Annotated in this window: 19 protein-coding genes; 9 read left to right on the top strand and 10 right to left on the bottom strand. The window is 76.5% G+C overall.

Annotated features, from left to right (window positions below):
* The first annotated feature begins 73 nt into the window (after window positions 1–73).
* Together ACIRS1_RS00800 and ACIRS1_RS00795 are read left to right on the top strand one after the other, a co-directional pair.
* Window positions 74–877, top strand: a complete 804-nt coding sequence (locus tag ACIRS1_RS00800; protein ID WP_402835748.1) for an exodeoxyribonuclease III — start codon at window positions 74–76, stop codon at window positions 875–877.
* 234 nt (window positions 878–1111) lie between these two features.
* On the top strand, window positions 1112–1699 hold the full coding sequence (locus ACIRS1_RS00795; RefSeq protein ID WP_363362972.1) for a hypothetical protein: 588 nt from the start codon (window positions 1112–1114) through the stop codon (window positions 1697–1699).
* 83 nt (window positions 1700–1782) lie between these two features.
* Here ACIRS1_RS00795 and ACIRS1_RS00790 read toward each other — a convergent pair whose 3' ends face one another.
* Window positions 1783–2541, bottom strand: a complete 759-nt coding sequence (locus ACIRS1_RS00790; protein WP_402835746.1) for a lysoplasmalogenase — start codon at window positions 2539–2541, stop codon at window positions 1783–1785.
* Window positions 2542–2851: 310 nt separating this feature from the next.
* On the opposite strand from ACIRS1_RS00790, the gene ACIRS1_RS00785 reads away from it, so the two are divergent.
* Window positions 2852–4756, top strand: a complete 1905-nt coding sequence (locus tag ACIRS1_RS00785; RefSeq protein ID WP_402835744.1) for a DUF2398 family protein — start codon at window positions 2852–2854, stop codon at window positions 4754–4756.
* A gap of 166 nt (window positions 4757–4922) precedes the next feature.
* On the opposite strand, the gene ACIRS1_RS00780 is transcribed toward ACIRS1_RS00785, so the two are convergent.
* The 4 genes from ACIRS1_RS00780 to ACIRS1_RS00765 form a co-directional block, all read right to left on the bottom strand.
* On the bottom strand, window positions 4923–5102 hold the full coding sequence (locus tag ACIRS1_RS00780; protein ID WP_402835742.1) for a hypothetical protein: 180 nt from the start codon (window positions 5100–5102) through the stop codon (window positions 4923–4925).
* A gap of 120 nt (window positions 5103–5222) precedes the next feature.
* Entirely contained in the window at window positions 5223–6866 is a 1644-nt protein-coding gene (locus ACIRS1_RS00775; protein WP_402835740.1) for a BCCT family transporter, read from the bottom strand.
* 181 nt (window positions 6867–7047) lie between these two features.
* Window positions 7048–7431, bottom strand: coding sequence for a MerR family transcriptional regulator (locus ACIRS1_RS00770; RefSeq protein WP_402835738.1), 384 nt, complete (start codon window positions 7429–7431; stop codon window positions 7048–7050).
* An 81-nt stretch (window positions 7432–7512) separates the two neighbouring features.
* Window positions 7513–8283 carry an alpha/beta fold hydrolase gene (locus ACIRS1_RS00765; protein ID WP_402835736.1) on the bottom strand — a complete coding sequence of 257 codons (771 nt, stop codon included), beginning with the start codon at window positions 8281–8283 and terminating at the stop codon, window positions 7513–7515.
* A 523-nt stretch (window positions 8284–8806) separates the two neighbouring features.
* On the opposite strand from ACIRS1_RS00765, the gene ACIRS1_RS00760 reads away from it, so the two are divergent.
* Window positions 8807–10156 carry a sulfite oxidase gene (locus ACIRS1_RS00760; protein ID WP_402835734.1) on the top strand — a complete coding sequence of 450 codons (1350 nt, stop codon included), beginning with the start codon at window positions 8807–8809 and terminating at the stop codon, window positions 10154–10156.
* A gap of 168 nt (window positions 10157–10324) precedes the next feature.
* Here the strand turns inward: ACIRS1_RS00760 and ACIRS1_RS00755 are convergent, their stop codons facing one another.
* On the bottom strand, window positions 10325–10984 hold the full coding sequence (locus ACIRS1_RS00755) for a TetR/AcrR family transcriptional regulator (RefSeq protein WP_402835733.1): 660 nt from the start codon (window positions 10982–10984) through the stop codon (window positions 10325–10327).
* Window positions 10985–11141: 157 nt separating this feature from the next.
* Complete coding sequence (locus ACIRS1_RS00750; protein WP_360219872.1) at window positions 11142–12041, bottom strand: acyl-CoA thioesterase II; 900 nt, start codon at window positions 12039–12041, stop codon at window positions 11142–11144.
* Window positions 12042–12177: 136 nt separating this feature from the next.
* Between ACIRS1_RS00750 and ACIRS1_RS00745 the strand changes: the two genes are divergently transcribed.
* Entirely contained in the window at window positions 12178–13593 is a 1416-nt protein-coding gene (locus ACIRS1_RS00745; RefSeq protein WP_402835731.1) for an SWIM zinc finger family protein, read from the top strand.
* A 92-nt stretch (window positions 13594–13685) separates the two neighbouring features.
* Window positions 13686–16424 carry a DUF6493 family protein gene (locus ACIRS1_RS00740; RefSeq protein ID WP_402835730.1) on the top strand — a complete coding sequence of 913 codons (2739 nt, stop codon included), beginning with the start codon at window positions 13686–13688 and terminating at the stop codon, window positions 16422–16424.
* A gap of 91 nt (window positions 16425–16515) precedes the next feature.
* Here ACIRS1_RS00740 and ACIRS1_RS00735 read toward each other — a convergent pair whose 3' ends face one another.
* The 3 genes from ACIRS1_RS00735 to ACIRS1_RS00725 form a co-directional block, all read right to left on the bottom strand.
* A complete protein-coding gene (locus tag ACIRS1_RS00735; RefSeq protein WP_402836280.1) occupies window positions 16516–17718 on the bottom strand; it encodes an MBL fold metallo-hydrolase in 1203 nt (400 codons plus the stop codon).
* A 398-nt stretch (window positions 17719–18116) separates the two neighbouring features.
* Window positions 18117–18569: a MaoC family dehydratase gene (locus ACIRS1_RS00730; RefSeq protein ID WP_360219863.1), complete on the bottom strand. Its 453-nt coding sequence runs from the start codon at window positions 18567–18569 to the stop codon at window positions 18117–18119.
* 187 nt (window positions 18570–18756) lie between these two features.
* On the bottom strand, window positions 18757–19200 hold the full coding sequence (locus tag ACIRS1_RS00725) for a pyridoxamine 5'-phosphate oxidase family protein (RefSeq protein ID WP_360219860.1): 444 nt from the start codon (window positions 19198–19200) through the stop codon (window positions 18757–18759).
* A 198-nt stretch (window positions 19201–19398) separates the two neighbouring features.
* Here ACIRS1_RS00725 and ACIRS1_RS00720 point away from each other — a divergent pair, with 198 nt between their 5' ends.
* The 3 genes from ACIRS1_RS00720 to ACIRS1_RS00710 all read left to right on the top strand — a co-directional run bounded on the left by ACIRS1_RS00720 (window position 19399) and on the right by ACIRS1_RS00710 (window position 21982).
* Window positions 19399–20253, top strand: coding sequence for a hypothetical protein (locus ACIRS1_RS00720; RefSeq protein WP_360219857.1), 855 nt, complete (start codon window positions 19399–19401; stop codon window positions 20251–20253).
* 281 nt (window positions 20254–20534) lie between these two features.
* The gene (locus tag ACIRS1_RS00715; protein WP_402835727.1) at window positions 20535–21014 is read left to right on the top strand and encodes a hypothetical protein; all 480 of its coding nucleotides are present in this window, start codon (window positions 20535–20537) and stop codon (window positions 21012–21014) included.
* On the top strand, window positions 21008–21982 hold the full coding sequence (locus ACIRS1_RS00710; RefSeq protein WP_402835725.1) for a hypothetical protein: 975 nt from the start codon (window positions 21008–21010) through the stop codon (window positions 21980–21982). Before ACIRS1_RS00715 ends, ACIRS1_RS00710 begins: the two co-directional genes overlap by 7 nt.
* The last annotated feature ends 5 nt before the right edge of the window (window positions 21983–21987 follow it).

Raw genomic sequence — 21987 nt, 5'->3', positions numbered from 1 at the left:
GCGGTATGTTCGGGGTGGGCCTCCCGCGGGGCCCACCCCTGTCCGTACCGAACCACCGGGAAGGCCGCCCGCCGTGACCGTCCGCATCGCCACCTGGAACATCAACTCCGTCACCGCCCGGCTGCCCAAGCTCCTGGAGTGGCTGGAGAGCGCCAAGCCCGACGTGCTCTGCCTCCAGGAGCTCAAGTGCGCGGCCGACGCCTTCCCGCACGACGAGGTCCGCGCCCTCGGCTACGAGACGGCGGCCCACGGCACCGGCCGCTGGAACGGCGTCGCCGTCGTCTCCCGGCTCGGCCTCGAGGACGTCGTGCGCGACCTGCCCGGCCAGCCCGGCTACCTCGCCGACGGCGCCCTGCTGCCCGACGTCGAGCCGCGCGCCGTCGCCGCCACCTGCGGCCCGGTCCGGGTCTGGTCGGTCTACGTGCCCAACGGCCGCGAGGTCGACCACGCGCACTACCGCTACAAGCTGGAGTGGCTGGAGGCGCTGCGCCTGGCCGCCGCCGGGGACGCCGCCGGCGAGCGCCCCTTCGCCGTCCTCGGGGACTTCAACATCGCCCCCGCCGACGAGGACGTCTACGACGTCGCCGCCTTCGAGGGGCTCACCCACGTCACCCCGCCCGAGCGGGCCGCGCTGGCCGCCCTCGGCGAGGTCGGCCTGCACGACGTGATGCCCCGTCCGCTCAAGTACGACCGCCCCTACACCTACTGGGACTACCGCCAGCTGGCCTTCCCGAAGAACCGCGGCATGCGGATCGACCTCACCTACGCCAACAAGCCGTTCGTCGACGCCGTCACCGACAGCTACGTGGACCGCGAGGCCCGCAAGGGCAAGGGCACCTCGGACCACGCGCCGGTCGTGGTGGACCTCGACCTGTGAGTCGCCGAGGGTGAGTCGCCGCGCGCGGGCCGCAGCAGGTGGGCCGCCGTCGACGCGCCGCAGGGCCGTCGGCGGCGGCTCACGCACGGTGAGGGGTGCTCACCCGGACGGTCCAGACCGGGTGGCCGGGCCCCGGTGGCCTCCCTACCGTCGGTGAGTAACCGGGTGCAGTCGTTCGACCACGTGGACATCGGAGTTCCCCCGGCTGCGCCCGAGAATCCCGGAGGTTCCGGCATGCGCCCCACGCGTACGGCCGCCGCCGCCCTGATCGGCGCGACGGTGCTGACCGGCCTGACGGCCCCCCTCGCTTCCGCCAGGGACGGCGCGGCCTCGGTCAGTCCGTCCCAGGCCGCACCGGGCCAGACCGTGACGGTCACGGTCTCCTGCGAGAAGTCGGACAAGCCCGACGCCAAGACCATCACCGCCCACTCGGCGGCCTTCGAGGGCGGCCCGGCCACCCTCACCCTGGGCGCCGACGGGAAGCACACCGGTTCCGCCCGGCTGGCCGGCCAGCACGCCGGGGACAGCAAGGTCGACGGCACCTGCCCGGACGGCGGCACCTTCTCCACCAGCGTCACCGTCGCCACCGTCGCGGCCGCCACCCCGGACAAGACCCTCGGCGAGTGGGGCCAGGCCGCCGGCGAGTGGGCGGGCTCGCTCGGCCAGTCCGGCGCCGGCAGCCAGCAGGTCGCCCCGCACGGCGCGGTGAAGACCGGCCTCGGCGGTTCGGTCGCGGCCGATCCGGCGGAGCTCGCCGGCGGCCTGGCGCTCGTCGCGGGCGGCATCGGCGGCTTCTGGCTGCTGCGCCGACGAGGCGCCTGACGGCCCCGCCGCCCCGTCCGCGCGCCCCCGGACCCGTCCGCGCGCCCCCGGCCCCGACGGGTGCGGCGGCGCGCGGACGGGTCTCAGACGGTCTGCGGGGAGAACCGGTGACCGGCGGCCGTGCGGTCGCGCGCGTCGGACCGGTCGGGGCCGCCGTGCTCCTGCTCGTGCCGGAGCGTCCCGCTCGCCAGCAGGTACTGCGCCAGGACGTACGTCGCCATGATCCAGAACTGATGCCCCGGCAGCTCCTTCCACTTCGCCAGCTGGGTGGCGATCAGCGTGTCGGAGAGCAGGAACAGCGCACCGCCCAGCCCGGTCCGCCAGCCCAGGCCGGCCGAGGTGACGGCCGTCGAGGCGAGCAGCAGGCTGTAGCCGGCCACCGGCACCTGGAGGTCCCCCAGGTCCGGCCAGAGCCGCCCGATCACGGCCGCCCAGGCCGTCGCGTACGCGGCCGCCACCACCAGCGCCCGGCGGCGCTCGTTCAGCGCCCCGCGCTGGACGAACATCGTCACGTAGCACACGTGCGCCGCCGCGAACGAGCCCATGCCGGCCAGGAACGCCGGGTCGGTCTTCAGCTGGAGCAGCACGTCCCCGCCCGCGCTCAGCAGCAGCGCGGGCGCCAACTGCCGCGGCGCCCGGCGCCCGGCGGCGGTGGCGGCCGTCACGCTGTGGGCGGCCAGCAGCGGCATCAGGGCCGGCTTGGTGGCGTTGCGCAGCACCGGCGAGCCGGACAGGATCGCGCCCAGGTGCGCCGCCGAGGTGGCCGCGAAGCCGCCGAGCAGGCCGGCGGCCGGGCGCAGGCGCCCGCCGAGGACGGCACGGGTGGTCGTACGGATGCTCATGCGGCTGCGGACCTCCGGGGTGGGGCGGGACGGCACGGGGTGGGACGTAGAGGGACGGGACGTCGCGGGGTGGGACGTCGCGGTGTGTGACGTGCGGGCGGGACCGACCCTAAGCGACCGGCCGGTGCGGCGGAAGACCGGGGTTACCGGTGCGTAACCCCGCCGGAGAAGGGCGGATGACGGCGCGGCGGCGCGGCGCGCCCGGGCACGGGAGGTGGCGGAGGGCGGGCGGCCACTTTCGCGGCCGCCCCCGGCGCACGACCGGTAGCCGCCACCGGCTGCGCGGCCACCGTCTAGTCTGGTCTCCGACATGGAGCAGCAGGACTACGCGGTCGGCGCCACCCGGGTGGCCGCCGACCGGCCGGACGGGCGCGCGGGCGGAACGGGGCGGGGGAGCGCCGACGCCCTGCTCGCCGTACGCGGACCCGCTGCCGCGAGCCCCGTGGAACCCGCGGCCGCAGCGGCCGCCGCCGGCCCGCCGGCCCGCACCGGCGAGGGCCCGTCCGATGCCGTGCCCGGCCCCCGCGCTGACGCCCCGCAGGCGCCGGCCGCCGCAGGCCGCACCCCACGGCTGTCCCCCGACCCCGGACTGCTCCGGCTCGCCCACTGGTTCGCCGCCGCCGCCCCCGGCGCCGCCGACGACCTCTGCACCGCCGCCTTCGGCCTCTACCCGGCCCGCCACCTCGGCGCCGCCGCCGAAGCGGCCGCCGACCCCGGCGTCAGCTGGTGGCACGGCCCCACCGCGCACGCCGCCGCGGCCCTGCGCGCCCGGGAGGCCCGCACCGCCGGCGCGCTGCGCCGCGCCCGTCGGGACGCTTCCGCGCTGCCCGTCGTCCGGTCAGGCGCCAAACCGGGCGGGCCCGGCCGGCACCGCAGGCCCGAACGACCCCGCCCGGTGCCGGGCGGCCAGGACCGCGCCGGCCAGGACGCCCCCGCGCCCGGCCCGGCCGGCCCGCCCGCAGCGGACCCGCTCGCCGCCGAACGCCGGATCGCCGCACGCCTGTTGCTCGCCCACCCGCTGGTCACCGCGGCCGGCCCGCACGCCGACGGATTCCCGCTGATCCACCGTCACCGCGACTGGCTCACCGAACGCTTCGACACCCTGCTCGGCTACCGCCTCGCCGTCGGCCCCCGGCACGCCCGGCTCTACAAGGCCGGCCTCGGCCCGGGCACCGCCCGCCGCCTCGTGCACCCCGCCACCGGTGTGCCCTTCACGCCCGCCGGCTACGCCCAACTCGCCCTCGCCCTGGCCTTGCTCGTCGACGCCCCGGGGCAACTGCCGCACGGGCGGCTGCTGGACGCCCTGTGCACCGCCGCGCCCGGGCTCGCCGCCACCGCGGCCGAGCGCGCCGCGGCCCTCGCGGTGCTGGCCGACTGGCAGGTCCTCGACGGCCTGCCGGCGGACCCGCAGGACCGGGGAGACGGCCGGGACGAGGCCGACGGGCCGGATCCGGCCGGGCCGCCGGACGGGGCCGCTCCCACTGCTGCGCGCGGGGCCGTGCTGCTCACCGTCGACCGCGAACTCGCCCGCGCCGTCCCGGCCGGCCCGCCCGCCCTCGCCGCCGACGCCGGCGACCTCGTCCGCCGGGCCGCCGAGGCCGAACCCGCCACCGCCGTGCGCCGCCTGCTCGCCGAGACGCCCGCCGTCCTCGCCGCCGACCTGCCCGAGGACCGGCGGGCCTGGCTGCACGAGCACCGGCTCAGCGGCCCGGCCGCGCTCGCCGAGTTCCTCGGCCTGGAGACCGAGCTGCGGGCCGAGGGCGTCGCCCTGCTCGACCCGGCCGGCGAACTCACCGACCTCGCCCTTCCCGGCGCCGACACCCACGCCCAGGCCGCCCTGCTGCTGCTCGAACGCCTCGTCGAGGAGGTCCGCCCGCTGCCCGGCGAGCCCATCTGCGGCGACGGAGTCCCCATCCCCGACGCGCTGATAGACGGGCTCCTCGGCGACATCGCCGACGAGTACGCGCTCCCGGCCGGCTGGCGCCGCGACTACCTCGCCGACCGCACCGCGCTGCGCCGCGACGCCCTCGACCTGCTCCACGGGCTCGGCCTGATCGCTCCCACCCCGCGCGGCACGTGGCCCCCGGGCTGGCTGCTGCGCCCGCCCGCGGCCCGCTACGCGCCCGCCCCTGACCTGCGCCCCGCCCCCGGCACCGGCCGCCACTCCCGCCCGGCCGGAGCCGACGCGGGTTGCGGCGAGGCCGGCCCGGTCTGAGACGGCCGCAGCCCCCGCGGGCCGCTCCCGGTCGGGTGGCGGCGTGCGGGGGCTGGGCAGGACTGCGGCAGGGGAGGCGTGAGGTCCGGAATCCCCGCGTGCCCGGTGCGGAGCCCGGTCCGGGCCGGACGGAGGAGGGGACGGCCGGAAGGCGGCGGCGGGGCCGCTATCTGCTCGCGGTGGCGGTGGCCACGGTCCCGCGCTCGACGGTCTCCACGGTGGCGCCGACTCCGAGGGCGCCGAGGGCGATGGAGGCGAGGACGGCGGTGCAGGCGAGCAGGCGGCGGTGGCGCTGGGGGAGCGGGAAGCGCGGTTCCTGGTCGGGCGCCTGAGGGCTGGCGTTCATGACAGGGAGGGTTCCAGGGCGGTGTGAACGGTCGGTACGCGCGGGTGAAGTCCGGACGGGGGTTGGGCGTCGGTTGGCCGCGTACGCCCCACCGCGGCCCGGGCGGGGCGTACGTGCTGGTCAGCGGGGTGGCGTCCGTTCGGCGAGGGCCTCCCCGACGGCGACCTTGACGGCGTCCCGCAGGCCGTGCGCGGGGTGCAGCCGGGACGGCCCGGCGGCCGGGTCCTCGCGGAGCTCCTTGATCAGGCAGACGCAGAGCAGCAGCATCACCACCACGAACGGCAGCGCGACCAGGATGGTGGCGTTCTGCAGCGCGGTGAGCCCGCCGGCCAGCAGCAGGGCGGCGGCGACCCCGCCCATCAGCACGCCCCAGACGACCACCAGCCAGGTGCGCGGGTGCAGCGAGCCGCGGCTGGAGAGCGAGCCGAGCACCAGGGACGCGGAGTCGGCGCTGGTGATGAAGAAGGTCATCACCAGGAGCACGGCGACCACGCTGGTGACCGAGCCGAGCGGCAGCGAGCGCAGCATCTCGAAGAGCGAGGCCTCGGCGCCCTGCGGGATGGTCGCGACGAGGTCGGCCGCGCCGGTGGTGACCTGCCGGATCGCGGTGCCGCCCATCACGCAGAACCAGACGACGGTGGCCCCGCTCGGCACCAGCAGCACGCCGAGCAGAAACTGCCGGATGGTGCGGCCGCGCGAGATGCGCGCGATGAAGGTGCCGACGAAGGGAGCCCAGGACAGCCACCACGCCCAGTAGAAGACGGTCCAGGACCCCAGCCAGGTCTCGTCGGTGAAGGCACCGGTCTGGGTGGACATGACCAGCAGGTCCGAGAGGTAGCCGCCGACGGACGACGGGATCGCGTCGAGCACGAAGACCGTCGGGCCGAACACGAAGACGAACAGCATGATCAGCGAGGCCAGTACGACGTTCGAGGTGGAGAGCCACTTGACGCCCTTGTGGACGCCGGAGAACGCCGAGAGCACGAAGGCGGCGGTGAGCGAGCCGATGATGACCAGCTGCGCGTTCTGGGTGTTGCGCACCGAGGAGATGTAGCCGAGGCCGTCGGCGACCTGCAGCGCGCCGAGGCCGAGGCTGGTCGCGGAGCCGAAGACGGTGGCGAGGACGGCGAGCAGGTCGATCGCCCGGCCGGCCCAGCCGTCGGCGCCGCGCTGCCCGATCAGCGGGACGAAGGCGGCGGAGACGCGGTTGCCGCGGCCCTTGCGGAAGGTGGTGTAGGCGAGGGCGAGCCCGCCGACCGCGTAGATCGCCCAGGGGTGCAGGGTCCAGTGGAAGAGCGAGAACTCCAGGGCCTGCTGGGCGGCGGCCGCGCTCTGCGGCTCCACGCCGGAGCCGGGCTGCGGGGCGGCGAACAGCTGGAGCGGCTCGCCGACGCCGTAGAACATCAGGCCGATGCCCATCCCGGCGCTGAACATCATGGCGACCCAGGCGAGGGTGGAGAACTCGGGCACGTCGTCGTCGCGGCCGAGCCGGATGCGGCCGAAGCGGCTGAACGCGAGCAGCACGGTGACCGCGAGGAAGACGTCCGCGGCCACCACGAACAGCCAGCCGAAGTTGTGCAGGACCCAGCCGAGCGCACTGGAGGAGGTCCGGCCGAGGGAGTCCTGGGCGAACACGCCCCAGGCGACCACGCCCAGCACCAGGACGGCGCTGATCCCGAAGACCGCCCGGTCGGCGGGCAGGGTCGCGGCGGGCTCGTCGGGCTCCTTCACGCGCGGCGCGGACGGCGGCGACTGGCTGCTCATCGGGCGGACCTCTCGTACCTCGGGGGGCGGAGCTGGGGTGCCGGCACGGTCGGAGCCGAGCCGTATGTCGCACTATGTCCAGTTCGTGCCGCGAGGGGCGGGAGGGCGCGCCGGGTGGGCGGGCCCGGGGCGCGCCCGCGGAGGACGCGCCGCGGCGGCCCCGGGTGGGCCCTGCGGTCCGTCAGGCCGCCCGGCCGGCCGCGTGGTCGGCGACCGGGGCGTGCGCGGTGGCCAGGTAGCGGGAGAGGGCGCGGCGGCTGCGGCTGAGCTCCTCGATCCGGGTGTCCAGGTCGGAGAGCTCGCCGCGCAGGGTGGCCAGCAGGTCGGGGCAGGCCTCCAGGACCGGGACGGGGCCGCTGGCGCAGGGGAGGAGCTCGGCGATCACCCGGGTGGTCAGGCCCGCCCCGAGCAGACTGCGGATCTGCCAGACCCGGACGGTGTCCTCCTCGCCGTACTCGCGGTAGCCGGCCGCGGTGCGGGCGGGCCGCAGCAGGCCCTGCTCCTCGTAGTAGCGGAGCAGACGGGTGGAAACCCCGGTCAGCCGGGCGAGTTCTCCGATGCGCATGACCGGGCGAACACCCGCCGGACGTAGGGCATTCCCACCGGCGGCGGCCCGTCCCGGCCGCCGCCGCGCACCGCCGCGGGCTCAGTCCTCGACGAACTCCAGCACCAGTTCCCGCAGTCGGGGCAGTTGCTCGACCATCGGCAGGTGCCCGCAGGGGAGTTCGACGAAGCGCGCGCCGGGGATGCCCTCGGCCAGGGCGCGGTGCTGGGACGGCGGGACGAGGCCGTCCTCGGCGGTGCCGACCACCAGCGCCGGGACGGTGACGTCGGCCAGCTCGTCGCGCACGTCGGCCCGGCCGGCCAGCCGGAACTGCTGCTTCAGGCCGGCCGGGACGGGGCCGCCGAGCGCCTCCTGGAGGGCGGCGAGCCCGTCGGCGGGCAGCGCCTCCACCCAGGTCTCGCCGAGGACGACCGTCAGCACCAGACGGGCCAGGTCGGCGGGCCGGTCGGCCAGTTCGGCGACGAGGTCGGTGAGCAGCCGCAGCCGCGCCGAGCCGCCGGCCACGCCCGAGAGCAGGAACAGCGAGCGGACCCGGCCGGGGTGGCGGGTCGCGGCCCGGACGGCGACGGCGGCGCCCAGCGAGTAGCCGGCCAGGTCGAAGGTGTCCAGGCCCTCCTCCACGGCGGTGGCGACCAGCCGGTCGGCGAGCCCGTCCAGGGTCGGCTCGTCCGGTTCGCCGGGGGTGTCGCCGGAGCCGGGGAAGTCGGGGGCGACGACGGTGCGGTGGGCGGCGAGGTCGGCGATCAGCGGGCCCCAGTTGTCCCGGGCGCTGCCGCCGGCGCCGTGCGCGAGCAGCAGGCCGGGGCCGGAGCCCTGGACGATCCGGGCGAGCGGGGCGGGGACGGACGGCATGACGGCTCCTCGGGGGCACTGTTTTCGGGGCGGCGGCGGACCTGCGCCGACGACGGAACGGTAGGTGTTCACACCGGTGGGAAGGTCAAGCCCCGGATCGCGGATCCGCCTGACGGGCGGTCGGCCACGCCGTAGGATCCGGGACCGTGACCGGGGGACGCCGCGACGTGGTGCCGACCGGGCGGACCGCCGCCCGGCCCGGCGGGATGCCGCCGCGCCGTCCGCTCGGCTGTTGTCCGGGCCGCCGCGCCCGCCGCCAGGCCTGTCGATCCGGCCGCTGACCCGCTCCGGGCCCCCTCGAGGCCCCCTCGAGCGGCCCGCTGCCGAATGACCCTGCCGAATGACCCTGCCGAACGACCCCCCGAGGCCCTGACGGGCCCAGCCGCGCCCCGGGCCCGGCCGCACCCCCGGCCTCCCGCACCCCGCCGCACCCCGGGCCGGGGCGGGCCCGGCCGGCCCCGCCCCGGCCCGCCGCGCGTCCACCGCCGAACCGCCTACCCTGAGAAACGAAGGAGTGCCGCCGATGGCAGCCGAGGTCCAGACCCCCGCCACGCCGTCCGACCGGGCCCCCGCGCTCGACGAGGCCGCCTACGACCGCCTGCGCCGGCGCCAGTGGCTGGCCGGTGAGGCCCGGGCCGACGGCGTGGACCGCCGGACGCTGCTGCGGATGCTCGCCGCCGCCGGGGCGCTCGCCGCGCCCGCCCTGGCCGCCCCGGTGCTCGCCCCGGCCCGGGCGGCCGCCGAGGAGGTGCCCAGGCCCGTGCCGGGGATCGTCAAGCCGCTGCCCGCCGAGTGGTTCGTCCCGCGCGGCACCAACGCCGAGATGCGCTGGGACGCGCTGCGCGACGCCGACGGCGACGCCGCCGTCGGGCGGCACGTCCCGGTGGAGCGGTTCTTCGTCCGCAACCACACCGCGACCCCGCTGATCGACCCGGACACCTGGCGGCTGAAACTGTTCGGGACCGGCCTGCGCGGTGCCCCGGCGGCCGGGCAGCCGGTGGAGTTCGGCCTGGAGGACCTGCAGGACCTGCCGTCCACCCGGATCAGCGCGCTGATCGAGTGCGCCGGCAACGGCCGCAGCTTCTACGCGAGCCAGCAGGGGCAGGCCGTCCCGGGCACGCCGTGGACCCTCGGGGGCATCGGCTCGGCGAGCTGGCGGGGCGTCCGGTTGGCCGACGTGCTGCGGGCGGCCGGGTTGACCCGGGCGGCCGTGGACGTGCTGCCGGCCGGCCTCGACCCGCACTACGTCACCGGCGGCACCGACCTCGGGCCGGTGCGCCGGCCGCTGCCCGTCGCCAAGGCACTGGACGACGTGCTGCTCGCCTACGAGATGAACGACGAGCCGCTGACCCCCGACCACGGTGCGCCGGTGCGCCTGGTGGTGCCCGGCTGGGTGGGGATCGCCTCGATCAAGTGGGTGGGCACGATCGAGGTGGCCGACCACCCCCTGTACTCGCCCTGGAACACCGACTTCTACCGGCTCTGGGGCCCCGACTACCCGGCCGCCGGCACCGCGCCGATCACCGCCCAGGTGGTCAAGAGCGCCTTCGAGTTGGCCCGGGGCGCGGTGCTGGAGGCCGGCCGCGGCCACCGGCTGCACGGGCGCTCGTGGTCCGGCGCGGCCCCGGTGCGCACGGTCGAGGTGAGCACGGACGGCGGCCGCAGCTGGCGGCGCGCCGACCTGCGGGACGAGCCGCGCGCCCACGACTGGACGCGCTGGAGCGTCGACTGGCGCCCCGAGGGCCCCGGCGCGTACGAGCTGCGGGCCCGGGCGACCGACCGTCGGGGCAACGGCCAGCCGGAGCGGGCGGTGTTCAACCGGGAGGGCTACCTGTTCGGCGCGGTGGTGGCCCACCCGGTGACGGTGGCGTAGCCGCCGCGGCCGCCCGGGCCGGGGCTGGTGGCGTGCCGCGCCCTGCCACCCGCGCCGGTGTCGGCCGGCCCGTGCCGGTTCCCGCCCGACGCCCCGCCCCGCCGCGGCCCGGACCGGTGCCGGTCACCGGGCCCGGCGCGGGCGGGGCCGCTGGGCCCGGCGGAGCCGTCAGGTGCGGTGGCCGGTGGGCTGGACCTCGTACGGCACCGGGTACGGCGGCTCGTACGGGTTCAGCACCAGCCGCACCACGTCCTCCAGCCGCCGCCTGGCGTCGCCGAGGGTCGTGCGGCCGGTCACCCAGGCGGTCAGCTCGCCCTGCCAGGCGTGCGCGACGATGTGCCGCACCAGTTCGCTGGCCGCCGCCGGTACCTCCGTCGTCACGGCCTGGAGGGCGGTGCTGTCGGCCCGGGCCATGCCCTGCAGCGCCTCGCTGGCGAACGGGTCGGTGGAGGCGGCGACGGCCACCCGCAGCCGGGCCAGTTCGGGCTGGCGCTGGTAGGCCCGCATGCCGCCGCGGACGAAGCGCACCGCCCGGTCGGTGGCGCCGAGCCCGGCGCGCGGGCCGCGCAGCTCCGCCACCAGGTCGGCCAGCAGTCTGCGGTGCCACTCGGCGATCGCGGCCGCCAGGAGGTGGTCCTTGGAGGAGAAGTAGCGGTACGCCGTCCCCAGGGCGACTCCGGACCGCTCACAGACCTGCTTCATCTGCAGCCGCTCGACGCCGATCTCGTTCACCAGGGCGAGCGCGGCCGCGATCAGGCTTTCGCGGCGTTCGAGCTGACGCGGAGACATCGCCTCCACCGGCCGTGGTGACAGGTCAACCTTGGTCACCCGCACCATGATACGGGCCGGGGCCGCTCAGGAGTATGACGCCGACCGGCCCCCTTCCGTTCGCCGGGTGGTCACCGGCGTGCCCGGGGGGCCCGGTCGTGCCCGGGGGCCGGCCGGTTCCGCGGGCCCGCCGGGCCCGCGCCCCGGGCGGCGCGGGTCAGCGCAGCCGGCGCAGCAGCGCCTCCTGGACGGCGGAGGCGACGAGGTTCCCGTCCCGGTCGTAGAACTCGCCGAGCGACAGCCCCCGGCCGTCCGAGGAGGACGGGCTGCGCTGGGCGAACAGCAGCCACTCGTCGGCGCGGAACGGGCGGTGGAACCACATCGCGTGGTCGAGCGAGGCGATCAGCAGCCGGGGCGGCTCGCTGCGCTGGAAGAAGTTCGGCTGCTCGTGCAGCCCGGAGGTGGAGGCCAGGGTCAGGTCGGACAGGTAGGTGAGCGCGCAGACGTGCAGCAGCGGGTCGCCCTCCGGCAGCGGGGAGGCGATCCGCATCCAGACGAACTGCTGCGGCATCCCGGGCACGGCCGGCGGCACCCCGGGCGCGTCGGACGGCACGAAGCGCAGTTCGAGGTCGCGGAAGCCGCCGGTGCGCAGGATCGCCGCGCGCAGCGCCGGGTCCCAGGCCGAGAAGGCGTCCGGCAGCGACTCGGGGCCGGGCACCGGGGGGATCGCCCGGTGCCGGTCGCCGGCCGGCTCGGCGCGCTTGAAGGAGGCGGAGAGGCTGAAGATCGCGTTCTGGTTCTGCAGCGCCGTTACCCGGCGGGTGGTGTAGGAGACGCCCTCGCGGACCCGCTCGACCTCGTAGCGGATCGGCTGGGTCGGGTCGCCGGGCAGCAGGAAGTAGCCGTGCAGCGAGTGCACCGCGCGCCCGCCGTCGCAGGTGCGCCCGGCGGCGACGAGGGACTGCGCGGCGACGTGTCCGCCGAAGGCGCGCATCGGGGCCCCGGCGTGGCAGTGGCCCCGGAACGTGTTCTCGTCCAGGCGCTCGATCTCCAGCAGTCCGGCGAACGAGCCGGTGGGCCGGGTGGCGCGGATTTCCTGTTCGGTCAGGTCTGTCACGGGCCCATAGTGGCAGAAGCCAACCGTGCCGCGGTGTGACCTGGGTAACGTCCAGGGGTCCTTCCGTTGGGTAGAACCTGTTCCAGTGCGGTCGCGGGCCGACGGATTGTCAGTGCCCTCACCTAGCGTGCTCGGCATGACGCAATCCGCACACGCGTACGCCTATCTGCGTCCGTCCGCCGTCCTCGACGGCGCCGGCGGGCGGCACCTCGACCTGGCCACCTCCGGCGGCGCCACCCCGCTCGGCGCGGCGGCCAACCCGCGCTTCTTCGCGGGCTTCCTGACGGACCCGGCACCGGCCGCCGCCGCGCTGCTCGCCGTGGCCGACGTCGCCGCCGCCCGCTACTACCAGCCGCAGTTGCGCGCCTCGCTCGACCCGGTCGTGACGGCCAACGGGGACCGGCTGCGCTTCGAGTCCTTCTCCGGCTGCTGCGGCGTCTACGCCCGGCTCGACGTGCTCGGCGCCGGCCTGGACGGCGACGACATCGGGCACGGCACCACCAACGTCGACGTCAACAACCCGCTGCGTGAGGCCCTGACCAGGATCGGCCCCGCCGACCCGCTGCACCTCGCGGTCGGGCCGGACGCCCTGGAGGTCACCACCTTCGACGGGCCGCTGGTCGAGAAGAAGGTCCCGCTGCCGGAGCGCTGGCTGCGCGGATTCGCCGAGACGCAGGTCGTCGCCGCCGGCTTCGACCTGCGCGCCGAGCTGCCCGCCGCCGAGGCGGTGCGCTTCCTGCGCTCGCTCCCGCGCGGCGGCCGCAGCAGCGTGCTGCGGGTCGTCCCCGCCGGGCGGACGCTGCGGCCCACCACCCGGCCGGTGCCCGGCGCGGTCTGCCTGCCCGGGCCCGAGCGGCTCGCCGCGCTGCAGCGCGTCCTGCGGCACGCGACGGCCCTGCGGGTCTACGGGCCCGCCGCCGGCGACGCCCCGGCGGCCTCGGCCTGGGAGGTGGTGCTGCCCGGCATGCGGCTCACCCTCACCCTCTCGCCCGACGCCTCCCGGGGCTTCTCCGGCGAGGGCGGGGTGCTCGGCGCGCTCGCCACCGGCACCGTCGACCAGGACGCCGAGCTGGTCGCGGTGCTGCTCGCCTGGGAGCCGCGGATCGAGGTCGCCGACCTCGCCGAGCAGTCCGGGCTCACCCCCGCGCGGGTGCGCGCCGCCCTCACCAGGCTCGGCACCGCCGGGCAGATCGGCTACGACACCGCCGAGGCCGCGTTCTTCCACCGGCAGCTCCCGTACGACGCGGGGCGGGCCGAGGCGGCCAACCCGCGGCTGCGGGCCGCGCGGGCCCTGGTCGCCGCGGGCGCGGTGCGGCTGGAGCCGGGCGGCGCGACGGCCGTCGTCACGGTGGACGACCACATCCAGCGGGTGCGCACGGACGACACGGGGCGCGCCTCCTGCACCTGCCTGTGGTGGGCCAAGTACCGGGGCGGGCGCGGGCCGTGCAAGCACGCGCTGGCCGTCGGCATGGTGCGCGAGGCGGCCGGCCGGGGCGCGCAGCAGGGCGGGGCCGACGGCGAGGCGCAGGGGGCCCGGGGGGTCCGGGCATGAGCGGGGCGGGAGGCGTGACGGTGACGGCGGACGTGGAGACAGGCGTGGAGACGGGCGTGGCGGGGGCGGGCCTGGCGGCAGGGGGAACGGGCGTGACGGGCGCCACGGGTGCCACGGGCGTGGCGACGGCGGAGGCGGAGGGCCGGCTGGACGGCGTGGCGCGCCTGCTCAGGGCCGTCCGGGGCGGTCGGATGTCGCTGATACCCGCCCTGGTCGACGACCTGGACGCGGCGCAGCGGCGGCAGTGCCTGCCCGCGCTCAAGGCCCTGCGCAAGGAGCTGCGCGACGACTGGTCGAACGACGGGATCGGCGCCCGGGGCGCCCTGCTGCTCGCCGGGGCGGGCTGCCACACCGGCCCGGCCGGCGCCGCCACCTGGCTCGCCGGGCGCGACTTCACCGGGCGCGACTGGGCACGGCACCCGGCCCTCGGCCGCCTCGTCGAGGCGCAGCCGGTGGAGTGGCAGATCGAGGTGGCGACCAGGCTCGCCGCCCGGTCGGCCTCGGGCTGGGGCCGGTCGATGTACCCGCTCGTGGAGGCCGTGGTGCGGCGCACCGGCTGTGCGGTGCCGCAGGACGAGCCCTTCGTCCGCGAGTGGGCGAGCTCCGTGCGCCAGGGCGGCGGCCCGCAGCCGACCGTCGCGGCGCTGCTGCGGGCGGACGCCTTCACCCCGGTGCTGGCGCCCCGGGTGTTCGAACTCGACGACATCGGGTGGTTGCTGTCCTGGCAGCGCAGCCCCCGCCCCGGGGACTCCTGGCCGGAGGCGTTCGCCGAGCTCGCCGCCACCGGCGAGCTGGACCGAGCCGAGCTGCTCGACGCCTGCCTGGCCCGGCTGCTGCGCGGCGGGAAGTCCCCCGACCAGCGGGCCTTCCTCGACGTGCTGCGCGCCCTCGCCCCGACCCCCGAGGAGTACACGGCCCGCGTTCGGGACGTGCTGGCGCTGCTCGACGCGCCGTCCGTGATCGCCGGACACGCCCAGGAGGTGCTGGTCGGGCTGGACGAGGCCGGGCTGACCGAGCCCGAGGTGCTGGCCGAGGCCTCGGCGGTGGTGCTGTTCCGGACGGAGAAGAAGCTGGTGCGCGCCCAGCTCGGCTGGCTGGAACGCGCGGCCAGGCGCGAGCCCGCGCGGTCCGGGCCGGTGGTGCTCGCGGCGTCCGCCGCGTTCGGGCACCCGGACCAGGGCGTCCAGGAGCGGGCGCTGCGGGTGGTCGCCAAGCACCTGCGCGCGGCGGGCGAGGCCGTGCTGCCCGAGCTCCGCCTCGCCGCCGAGGCGCTGAACCCCGCCCACCACCCGCGGGCCGGCGAACTGCTCGGCGCCCCGGTCGGCGGCGAGGACCCGGACACCGGGTGGGACGAACTCCTCCCGCCCGCCCCGCAGCCGCGCCCGCTCGGCGCGCCGATCGCCTCCGCCGCCGAGGTGGCGGAGGAGCTGTCCGCCCTGCTGGCCGCCGAGAGCCCGGACGTAGCGGTCTTCGAACGGGTGCTGGACGGCCTGGTCCGCCAGGCCCACCTGGACCGCGCCGCGCTCGCCGAGGCCCTGGAACCGGTCCGCCGGGTCCACCCGTGGAGCGGCGTGGGGCGCTGGTACGACTGCACGCCCCGCGACGTCCTCCACGTGGCGGCCGCGGTCGCCGGCGATGCCCCGCCGCACCGGGGGGACCGGGACCTCCCCGGCGGCAAGGGCCGTTCGCCGCTGCGCAGCCGGAACACCACCGTGTACGGCACCGTCCTCGCCGCCCGGATGGAGGAGGCCGCCCGGCAGGTCACCGCGGACCGGCCGCCGTTCCTGCTGGCCACCCCGACCGACACCACCGGAGCGGTCGCCGCCGGGGTGCTGGTCGAACGGCTCGCCGGGTACGAGGCGGCCGGCGTCACCCCGGGCCGGGCCGACCTGTGCGCCGCGCTGCTGCGGGTCGCGCCCACCGCGGACGCGGAGGTGCTGCGGGCCGCCGGGGAGCTCGGCTCGCCCGCCGGGCGGTGGGTCGCGCACTGGCTGCGCACCGGGGGCCTGCCCGACCAGCCGTCCGAGCGGGTGTACTTCGCCCCCGGGCGGGGCTCCCGGCACGGCCGGATCTACGGGGAGCGCTGGTGGGAAGACCTCCAGCGGGTGGCCGTCGCCCAGCCGGGCGCCGGCGCCGGGCCGAAGGGGCCGGACGGCGAGCGGCTCGCCCCCGAGTTCCGGGCGCTGCTGGAGGGCACCGAACCCAGCGCGGCCCGGGTCCGCAAGATCGCCGAATGGCCCTGGTGGCCCACCGCGCACTGGGCCGCGATGCTCCCGTGGCACCGGGAGGAGCTGGCCGCCCGCTGGCTCGACCACTTCGCCGGCGGCGCCGACCGGGACGCCCGGGACACCGCGCGGCTGCTGCCGGCCCTCGCCGAGGCGGGCGGCCCGGCCGGGCTGGCCCTGCACCTGGCCGTGGCGTACGGCCTGGGCGCCCGGGACGCGGAGGACCGGACGGCGGCCGTCGACGCCCTGCTGGTGCTCGCCGCGCGCGGTGAGCTGGACGGCGCGCTGCTCGGCCGCGAACTGGGCGTGCTCGTCGGCCCCGGTACGGTCAAGGCCACCCGGCTCGCCTCGGCGCTCGCCCTGGCGGCGGGTACCGGCGCCTACGGGACGGTGTGGTCGGTGCTCGGGGCGGCCCTGCCGGGGCTGCTCGGCGGCGCCGGACAGTCCGCGCGGGGCCTCGGTGACCTGCTCGCCCTCGCGGCCGACTGCGCCCGGCGCACCCGCGCCCGCGGCCCGGTGGCCGAGGTGACGGCCACGGCGGAGCGCGCCGGGTCGAGCCGGGTGGTCAGGGAGGCCCGGATCCTGCGGGACGTCCTCGCGGCGTGAGGCACTGATGGCTGGTGGCTGACGGGTAGCGGCTGACAGCTGTCAGCTGACAGCTGACAGATAACAGATGACAACTTTCAGCGAACAACTTTCAGCGAACAGACTTTGAAATCTGTTCGCTGAAATCCGTTGCCGCCGCCCGCTCGCGCACCGGGGCCGCCGCCGCCCGCCCGTCCCGGACCAGTGGCTCGACGGTGCGCGTCGCGGCGGCGACCGCGACCGCACGCCACCAGAGCCGTAGTGCCGGAGGGGCGGCCGGCTCGAAGGGCTTGCCGGGCCGGGGCACCGCCAGCCGGGCGCCGAGCGTCTGGGCGGCCGTGACCACCCGTTCGGCGGGCTCCTCCCAGGGGTGCGGCGCCAGGCTGAAGGTGCACCAGTGGATCGGCAGCATCAGCTCGCCGCCCAGGTCGAGGTGGGCCTGCACGCCCTCCTCCGGCGTCATGTGCACCTCGGGCCAGAAGTCGCTGTACGCGCCGACCTGCATCATCGTCGCGTCGAAGGGCCCGAGTCGGCGGCCGATCTCGGCGAACCCGGGGAAGTACCCGGTGTCCCCGCTGTGGAAGATCCGGTGGTCCGGGCCGGCCACCACCCAGGACGCCCAGAGGAACAGCGCGCTGGTGCGCGGTCCGCGGCTGCAGTAGTGGCGCGCCGGTGTGGCGGTCAGGGTGAGCCCGGCGACCTCGGCGGACTCCCACCAGTCCAGTTCGACGATGCGCCGGGTCGGCACCCCCCAGTGCTCCAGGTGCGCCCCGACCCCGAGCGGCACCGCGAACACCGCGTCGGTGTCGATCAGCGCGCGGACGGTGGCCATGTCGAGGTGGTCGTAGTGGTCGTGGGAGACCACCACCACGTCCACCGGCCCGAGTTCGGACAGCGGCAGCGGCATCGGGTGCAGCCGCTTGGGGCCGGTCCAGGCGAACGGGGAGCAGCGCTCGCCCCACACCGGGTCGAGCAGCACCCGCCGCCCGCCGATCTCGGCGAGCACGGTGGCGTGGCCGAGCCAGGTCAGCCGCAGTCCGGACGCCGGGGGCGTGGCGAGGTCGACCGGCAGCAGCCGGTGCACCGGGACGGCGGCGGCCGGCGCCCGGCGGGTCTTGTCCCCGGTCAGCTGGGCCCGGGTGACCTCCAGCGGGCTGCGCTCGTAGACGAGCCGGCGGGTGGGCACCGGGTTGCGGAAGGCGCCGTCGGCGAACTGCGGGGAGCGGTGGATGCGAGCCAGCCGCTCGCCCTTCGGGTCGGCGCCGAAGGCCTCGGCCCGGACCCGGTGCCAGGCCGCGCGGGGCAGTGCGGCCAGTCCAGGTGCGGCGGGACCGGCGGCCGGATCGGAGGACGGCGGGGCGAGCTGCGAGGAAAGACCGGCGAGGCGGGCGAACCAGGGGGCTGGGCGGGGCACGGCTCCTCCAAGGACGGTCACGGCTACCGGGCGTGCCGGGGCGCGCACCTCGGTGGCTGGTGAGGCCACTGCTGTACGACAACCATCTCGTCGGAGGTTACTCGCCGCAGGTCGGCCGGACCTGGTGGACGGCTCGAGGCGGGCCAATCGGCGTACCCGACCGCCCTCCACCGCCCCGGACCACCCCGCGGCGGCGCCCTGGACCACCCCGCGGCGCCGGCCGGGGGCGACCCGTGGAGCCGGCCCGGCGCCCCGGCCGTCGGTCCGGGCCGGAACGCGCCGCCCCGGACCCGCGCCCGCTACGCGTAGAACCGCGTGATCGTCTCCGCGACGCAGTGCGGCTTGGTGCTCTCCGCGCTGGTGATGGTGAACCGCACCACGGCCTGGACCCCGCCCGCCACCTCGGTGGCCGAGACCAGCTCGGCGGTGGCCCGGATCGCCGTGCCCACCGGCACCGGTGCCGGGAAGCGGACCTTCTCCGAGCCGTAGTTGAGCGCCATCCGCACGCCCTCGACGCTGTAGCACTCCTTCGCCAGCACCGGGATCATCGACTGGGTCAGGTAGCCGTGCGCGATGGTGGAGCCGAACCGGCTCTCCTTGGCCCGCTCCGGGTCCACGTGGATCCACTGGTGGTCACCGGTGGCCTCGGCGAACAGGTCGATCTGCCGCTGCTGGATGGTGTGCCACTCGCTGGTGCCCAGCTCGGTGCCGACGGCGGCGGTCAGGTCGGCGAGGGAGGCGAAGCTCGTCACGGTGTGCTCCTGGAGGGGGCGTGCCCGGGGGATAGGTGCAGGACGCCGGAAGCGTATGCCTACCCACCGGTATCTGTCAGGGGGTGACGGCCCGGCACCCGTCCGCTCGGCACTCGTCGGCCCGCCGGGCTCCGCGGCCCACTCGGCCCGCCGGGCCCCACCGGCCCGGTCGGCTCCGCCGCCGGCCTCAGGACCGCAGCGCCCCGCGCCCCGCGGCGCCCTGCCCGGTCGGGAACAGCCGACGGCCGCTGACCAGCTCCGGCACCAGCGCGACGAACAGCGGCTCCGGATCGCCCACCCACGGCCGCAGGCCGGAGCGCAGCACCCGCCGCACCTGGTCGGGCTCGCGCACCACGTCGGCCCGTCCGTGCACCAGGACGCTCCAGCCGGTCCGGGTGACCGGGTCCAGCAGGTCCGCCTGGAAGGCCACCACCGTGCCGTCCAGCCCGCGCGCGGTCGCACTTCCCCGGCGCACGGCGAGCACCAGCCGCCCGTCCAGGACCTCGAAGGAGACCGGCAGGACGGCCGGAAGTGCGTGCTCGGTGTACACCACGCGCCCGACGGGCACGGTGCTGAGCAGCCGCAGGCACTCGGCCTCGCTCAGGGTCTCCACACGGTCCTCGCGCTCCATGCGACCGATCGTCCTCCGGTCGGCGTGCGCGCCGATAGGGCCCATGGTCCCGGAGCGGGCGGGCCGGGAGCCCCGTCGGCGGACGCCGGGAGCGGTAGCCTGCCCGGCGGTGGAACGGCACCCGCCCCCGCGCGCAGCGGCGGCGGGCGCGGCGGGCGACCCCGGGTGCGCCGGGGCCGGCGAGGGAGGGGCGGGCGTATGGCGGGCGGGGTCGACCTGGTGGTGATCGGGGCGGACGGCGGACCGGACCGGGGCTTCGGCGGTTCGGCACTGGCGCCGGACGGCGCCCGGCTGCTCGCCGAGGTGCTGCCGGGGATGTGCTTCGACGCGGGTGCGGCCGGCTGCCGGGTCACCGGGGTGGCGCCGGACGCGGACGCCAACGCGATGCTGACCGCCGTCCGGGACGCCGCCCAGCACCCGGGCCGCTGGCTGGTGGTGTGCCTGGTCGGCCAGTTGGTGGCCGACCCGCGCGGCCGCCGGCTCGCCCTGGTCACCGGCGGCAGCACCGCCGACAACGCCTACCGGCGCGGCCTGGCCTGGGACTGGGTGGTCAGCGCGATGGTGCACGGGGACCAGGAGGAGGCGTTGCTGCTGGTCGACGCGGTGGCCGACCGGGACACCTGGGCGGCGCTGGAGCGCGGTGGCGGCGAGGACGGGGCCGGTGAGCTGCTGAGCTACCCGCGCGTCCCGCTGTGGGGCCGGGTCGGCCGCTACGCCCCCGGCAGACGCGGCCGGGACGCCGTGCTGCCGGGCGGTGAGGGGTCGTTCAGCCGGGCCCTGACCACCGTCCTGCGCCAGGGTGTCCCGGGTGCTCCGGCCGCCGTCGCCCCGCTGGATCTCCAGCCCTCGGTGGCGGCGCTGATCGACGGTGCCGAGCCGGCCGGTAGTTCGGGTGCGCCGGGCGCGCGCCTGCTCGTTCCGCCGCAGGGCGGGCGCCTCCTGATGCGCAATCGGGCCGCGGTCAGGGGCGCATTGGCCGGATTGTCGCTTTCCGAAGAACTGTTGGCCGTTCTGTGGCGGGAAAGTGCCCCGACGGAACCGCCTTCCGCGTAAGGTCAGGGGGCCTGAGGTGTTGCCGTGATGGGGTGGGTTGGCGAAGAATCGATCCCCAGCGGAAACACCGGCGGGACAGCGGAATTCTTCTGGCGGCCACGGATCACTGACCGGGTCGGTCGCGATGAGGTGGGGCGATGCGGCAGCGCGGAAATGTGTTGCGCCCTGGGGCGGTTGGGATCGGCGGGGTGGTTCTGGCGTTGCTCCTCGGGGCGTGTGCGAGCAGTGGTGCCGGTGGTTCCGTCGATCGTCTCGGGACGGCTGCACCCAGTGTTGCGGGAGTGGATCCGGTAACTCCTTCGGGTGGTTCGGTAAACGGCTCGATCGCGCCGACCGACGGGCCGGAAGGGGCGATGGGGCGGCTTGCCCTGAAGACGTATCAGGACTGGTGGCAGGCCCAGGCGGACGCATTCGGGCGAACGGATTCGGACGGATTCGCTCTGGAGACGTACTCCTCCGGCCGGGCGCTGGCCGACGCCCTGGTCGGTCTCCGCCAACTCCGCGACGCCAAAATGGTGATGACCGGTACTCCGCGGAATTCCGCCGCGGTGAAGACCATTGATCTCACATCCGATCCGCAGACCGCGGTGATCGAGGACTGCGTCGACGTGTCGGACTGGCGCCGCGTCGACGCCGTCACCCGCGCCGCCAAGGATCCGGGCCAGCGGCTGAACCGCTACGTCGCGACCGCGTCCCTGCGCTGGTTCCAAGCACGTTGGCTGATCTACGACTTCAAGCGGGAGGTGGACCGGACATGCTGAACGCGCTGAACACGACGAACCGAAGGAAGCCGAGCCCCAGGAAACCGGCCGGGCGGTTGGCGATCCTCGCGCCGTTGTCCGCCGGGTTGCTGCTGGCCTCGGCGATCACGGCGGCGGCGGACGAACCACCGGGCGGCGGCGCCGAACAGTGCTATCCGGACGTGATCTGTTCGGGGGTCAACTCCGGCGGGAAGAAGCCCGTACCCGGCCCGAGCCAGCCCGGCGGCACCGGCGGCGGGACCGAGGACGGCCCGCAGGTGTGCAGCTACCACGACCAGCAGTGGGCCTGCCACGATCCGGAGCTCGGCTGGTTCAACAGCGGCTCCGGCTGCTACTACCGCCCGCTGGACAACCCGCCCGCCGAGGGCGCCCCGGAGTGGCAGGGGCACAAGCCGTCCGAGGGCGCGCTCTACTCCAAGGTCTGCCCGCAGACGGGCGGCGGGATGGGCGGCGCCGAGATCGTGTTCGAGGCCACCACGCCGGCCGGTCCGCCGGTGCTGAACCTGGCGGACATCGGGGTCAGCTACGCCCACGAGATGCGCTTCCCGAAGCCGGCCGCGGGCGTCGCCCCCAAGGGCACCGCCGTGGTGAAGGCGCCGGTCTGGCTCTGGGTCGACAACGTCGTCGCACCGGCGCCCAAGACGCTCTCCGTCCCCGGCGCCTCGGTGACGGTCACGCCCCTGCTGAAGGGCGTGACCTGGGACTTCGGCAAGGACGTCACGGTGAACTGCGACACCGCCGGCACGCCGTACGACCCGAAGTACGGCGCGGCCAAGTCGCCCGACTGCGGCTACGAGTTCGCCGTCGGCTCGGCCAACCGCAAGGACGGCGTCTACGCGGGCACCGTCACGGCGAACTGGGTGGGGCACGTCGTGGTCACCGGGCCGAACGCGAAGACCTTCGACGTCAAGATCCCGCAGTCCACGGACATCAGGCTCAAGGTCGCCGAGGTGCAGGTCCTCAACTGACACCG

Origin of the sequence: Kitasatospora sp. NPDC101176 (assembly GCF_044768035.1) — a bacterium.
Lineage (GTDB): Bacteria > Actinomycetota > Actinomycetes > Streptomycetales > Streptomycetaceae > Kitasatospora.
This window is presented reverse-complemented; position numbering and strand designations above follow the sequence as displayed.

What these genes read in the sequence shown, in the direction of transcription:
- ACIRS1_RS00795 (WP_363362972.1), top strand. Translation starts at nt 1,112, where the DNA reads ATGCGCCCCACGCGTACGGCCGCCGCCGCCCTGATCGGCGCGACGGTG.
- ACIRS1_RS00790 (WP_402835746.1), bottom strand. Translation starts at nt 2,541, where the DNA reads ATGAGCATCCGTACGACCACCCGTGCCGTCCTCGGCGGGCGCCTGCGC.
- ACIRS1_RS00785 (WP_402835744.1), top strand. Translation starts at nt 2,852, where the DNA reads ATGGAGCAGCAGGACTACGCGGTCGGCGCCACCCGGGTGGCCGCCGAC.
- ACIRS1_RS00780 (WP_402835742.1), bottom strand. Translation starts at nt 5,102, where the DNA reads ATGAACGCCAGCCCTCAGGCGCCCGACCAGGAACCGCGCTTCCCGCTC.
- ACIRS1_RS00775 (WP_402835740.1), bottom strand. Translation starts at nt 6,866, where the DNA reads ATGAGCAGCCAGTCGCCGCCGTCCGCGCCGCGCGTGAAGGAGCCCGAC.
- ACIRS1_RS00770 (WP_402835738.1), bottom strand. Translation starts at nt 7,431, where the DNA reads ATGCGCATCGGAGAACTCGCCCGGCTGACCGGGGTTTCCACCCGTCTG.
- ACIRS1_RS00765 (WP_402835736.1), bottom strand. Translation starts at nt 8,283, where the DNA reads ATGCCGTCCGTCCCCGCCCCGCTCGCCCGGATCGTCCAGGGCTCCGGC.
- ACIRS1_RS00760 (WP_402835734.1), top strand. Translation starts at nt 8,807, where the DNA reads ATGGCAGCCGAGGTCCAGACCCCCGCCACGCCGTCCGACCGGGCCCCC.
- ACIRS1_RS00745 (WP_402835731.1), top strand. Translation starts at nt 12,178, where the DNA reads ATGACGCAATCCGCACACGCGTACGCCTATCTGCGTCCGTCCGCCGTC.
- ACIRS1_RS00725 (WP_360219860.1), bottom strand. Translation starts at nt 19,200, where the DNA reads ATGGAGCGCGAGGACCGTGTGGAGACCCTGAGCGAGGCCGAGTGCCTG.
- ACIRS1_RS00720 (WP_360219857.1), top strand. Translation starts at nt 19,399, where the DNA reads ATGGCGGGCGGGGTCGACCTGGTGGTGATCGGGGCGGACGGCGGACCG.
- ACIRS1_RS00710 (WP_402835725.1), top strand. Translation starts at nt 21,008, where the DNA reads ATGCTGAACGCGCTGAACACGACGAACCGAAGGAAGCCGAGCCCCAGG.